This is a genomic window from Streptococcus sp. GMD4S (assembly GCF_000296955.1).
Map to the genome: position 1 here is coordinate 1 of NZ_AJRE01000121.1, position 3,214 is coordinate 3,214.

Below are 3,214 nucleotides of genomic sequence, written 5' to 3' on the forward strand. Positions count from 1 at the left end.
GAAGAATAGAAGGAGAAAGTAAGTATGTCAAAAGAAATTAAATTTTCATCTGATGCTCGTTCAGCTATGGTCCGTGGTGTCGATATCCTTGCAGATACTGTTAAAGTAACCTTGGGACCAAAAGGTCGTAACGTTGTGTTGGAAAAATCATTTGGCTCACCACTCATCACCAATGACGGTGTGACCATTGCCAAAGAAATCGAGTTGGAAGACCATTTTGAAAATATGGGTGCCAAGTTGGTATCAGAAGTCGCTTCAAAGACCAATGATATCGCAGGTGACGGAACGACAACTGCAACAGTCTTGACTCAAGCTATCGTCCGCGAAGGAATCAAAAACGTTACTGCGGGTGCCAACCCAATCGGTATTCGTCGGGGGATTGAAGCTGCAGTTGCCGCAGCTGTAGAAGCCTTGAAAAACAATGCCATTCCAGTTGCTAATAAAGAAGCCATCGCTCAGGTTGCTGCCGTATCTTCTCGTTCTGAGAAAGTCGGTGAATACATTTCTGAAGCCATGGAAAAAGTTGGCAAAGATGGAGTCATCACTATTGAAGAATCACGTGGTATGGAAACAGAGCTTGAAGTCGTTGAAGGAATGCAGTTTGACCGCGGTTATCTATCACAGTACATGGTGACGGATAGCGAAAAAATGGTGGCTGATCTTGAAAATCCATACATTTTGATTACTGACAAGAAGATTTCCAATATCCAAGAAATCTTGCCGCTTCTAGAAAGTATTCTTCAAAGCAATCGTCCACTCTTGATTATTGCAGATGATGTGGATGGTGAAGCTCTTCCTACTCTTGTATTGAACAAGATTCGTGGAACCTTCAACGTAGTAGCAGTTAAGGCCCCTGGCTTTGGGGACCGTCGTAAGGCTATGTTGGAAGACATCGCCATCTTGACAGGTGGAACTGTTATCACAGAAGATCTTGGCCTTGAGTTGAAGGACGCTACTATTGAGGCGCTTGGTCAAGCAGCGAGAGTGACTGTGGACAAAGACAGTACGGTTATCGTAGAAGGTGCGGGCAATCCTGAAGCCATTTCCCACCGTGTTGCGGTTATCAAGTCTCAAATCGAAACCACAACTTCTGAATTTGATCGTGAAAAATTGCAAGAACGCTTGGCGAAATTGTCAGGTGGTGTCGCAGTTATCAAGGTCGGAGCTGCAACTGAAACTGAGTTGAAAGAAATGAAACTCCGCATTGAAGATGCCCTCAACGCTACTCGTGCAGCCGTTGAAGAAGGAATCGTTGCAGGTGGTGGAACAGCTCTTGTAAATGTTATTCCAGCCGTAGCTGATTTGGAATTGACAGGAGATGAAGCGACAGGACGCAATATTGTTCTCCGTGCCTTGGAAGAACCTGTTCGTCAAATCGCCCACAATGCAGGATTCGAAGGTTCTATTGTTATTGACCGCTTGAAGAATGCTGAAGTTGGTACAGGCTTCAACGCAGCAACTGGTGAGTGGGTCAACATGATTGAAGAGGGAATCATCGACCCAGTTAAAGTGAGCCGTTCAGCCCTTCAAAATGCAGCATCTGTAGCCAGCTTGATTTTGACAACAGAAGCAGTCGTAGCCAATAAACCGGAACCAGCAGCCCCAGCTCCAGCAATGGATCCAAGTATGATGGGCGGGATGATGTAAAAGTAACTTATAAAAAACACAAAAGGAGGGAAGAACATTCCCTCCTTTTATGATTTTCTCTTCTAAAATTGATTTGAGCTCTCCTAACTTATATGATAAAATAAGACTAGAAGAAGGAGAAGAACATGATCGATGTAGAAGAAATTCTGAGCAAGATGAATCCCAATCAGAAGATTAATTATGACCGTGTTATGCAAAAAATGGTTCAAGTTTGGGAGAAAAATGAGCAACGTCCCACTATTCTCATGCATGTTTGCTGTGCTCCTTGTAGTACCTACACCCTAGAATACCTGACCAAATACGCTGATGTGACTATCTATTTTGCCAATTCCAATATCCATCCCAAGGCAGAATACCACAAGCGGGCTTACGTCACCAAGAAATTTGTCAGTGATTTCAATGAGCGAACAGGCAATACGGTTCAGTACCTAGAAGCTCCCTACGAACCAAATGAATACCGGAAGTTAGTCAGAGGACTGGAAGAAGAACCCGAAGGTGGCGACCGTTGCAAGGTTTGTTTTGATTACCGTTTGGACAAAACAGCGCAAGTGGCTATGGATTTGGGCTTTGACTACTTTGGTTCAGCCTTGACCATCAGTCCCCATAAGAATTCTCAAACCATCAACAGCATCGGAATTGATGTGCAAAAGATTTATACCACCCACTATCTCCCAAGTGATTTCAAGAAAAATCAAGGCTACAAGCGTTCGGTGGAGATGTGCGAGGAGTATGATATTTATCGTCAATGTTATTGTGGATGCGTCTATGCAGCTCAAGCTCAGAATATTGATCTTGTTCAGATTAAGAAGGATGCCACGGCTTTCTTGTTGGATAAGGATGTTGAAAAAGACTATTCCCACATCAAGTTCACTGTTACTAAATTAGATATATAGCAATCAACCCAGCTGAAAAGCTGGGTTTTTCAAATAAAAAAACCAGGGCTCTCACCCCGGTTTGACAACTTTACCGATTCTTTAGTTCTATGTAGCGTTTGTACCAAATGTTGACATAGGCCTCTGAGAAAGGACCGCGTCCATTGTTGATCCAATCAACAAGGATTTTAACATGCTCTTTCAAAATATAGTCTAAATCATCAGAATACTTCATTTTGCGTTTATGGCGCTCATACTCTTCAACGTCCAAGAGGCGCTTTTCGCCATCAGTGAAGACCTTGACATCCAAATCATAATCAATGTATTTTAGGGCTTCCTCATCTAGATAGTAGGGGCTAGCCATATTGCAATAGTAGGAAATCCCATTATCGCGAATCATAGCAATGATATTAAACCAATATTTTTTGTGAAAGTAAACAATAGCCGGTTCTCGAGTCACCCAACGACGACCGTCACTTTCGGTAACAAGTGTGTGGTCGTTGACGCCGATAATGGCGTTCTCTGTTGTTTTTAGTACCATGGTGTCCCGCCAAGTACGGTGAAGACTCCCATCATGCTTATAACTTTGAATTGTAATAAAGTCGCCTTCTTTTGGAAGTTTCATAACTAACCAACTTTCTACAATTTATAAGTTTATCGTTTACTATTATATCATAAATCGGTCTAATTTTTTT

At 42.6% G+C, this 3,214-nt stretch carries 3 protein-coding genes; 2 read left to right on the forward strand and 1 reads right to left on the reverse strand.

The window, feature by feature from the left end; genetic code table 11:
• Positions 1 to 24 precede the first annotated feature (24 nt).
• Both groL and GMD4S_RS07525 read left to right on the forward strand, forming a co-directional pair.
• Positions 25 to 1,647 (forward strand): chaperonin GroEL, encoded by a 1,623-nt coding sequence (gene groL / locus GMD4S_RS07520; RefSeq protein ID WP_000031559.1) that lies wholly within the window; start codon positions 25 to 27, stop codon positions 1,645 to 1,647.
• A gap of 125 nt (positions 1,648 to 1,772) precedes the next feature.
• Positions 1,773 to 2,540: an epoxyqueuosine reductase QueH gene (locus GMD4S_RS07525; protein ID WP_000567566.1), complete on the forward strand. Its 768-nt coding sequence runs from the start codon at positions 1,773 to 1,775 to the stop codon at positions 2,538 to 2,540.
• 70 nt (positions 2,541 to 2,610) lie between these two features.
• Here GMD4S_RS07525 and ntdP read toward each other — a convergent pair whose 3' ends face one another.
• Positions 2,611 to 3,144, reverse strand: coding sequence for a nucleoside tri-diphosphate phosphatase (ntdP, locus tag GMD4S_RS07530; protein ID WP_000775318.1), 534 nt, complete (start codon positions 3,142 to 3,144; stop codon positions 2,611 to 2,613).
• Positions 3,145 to 3,214: the final 70 nt, after the last annotated feature.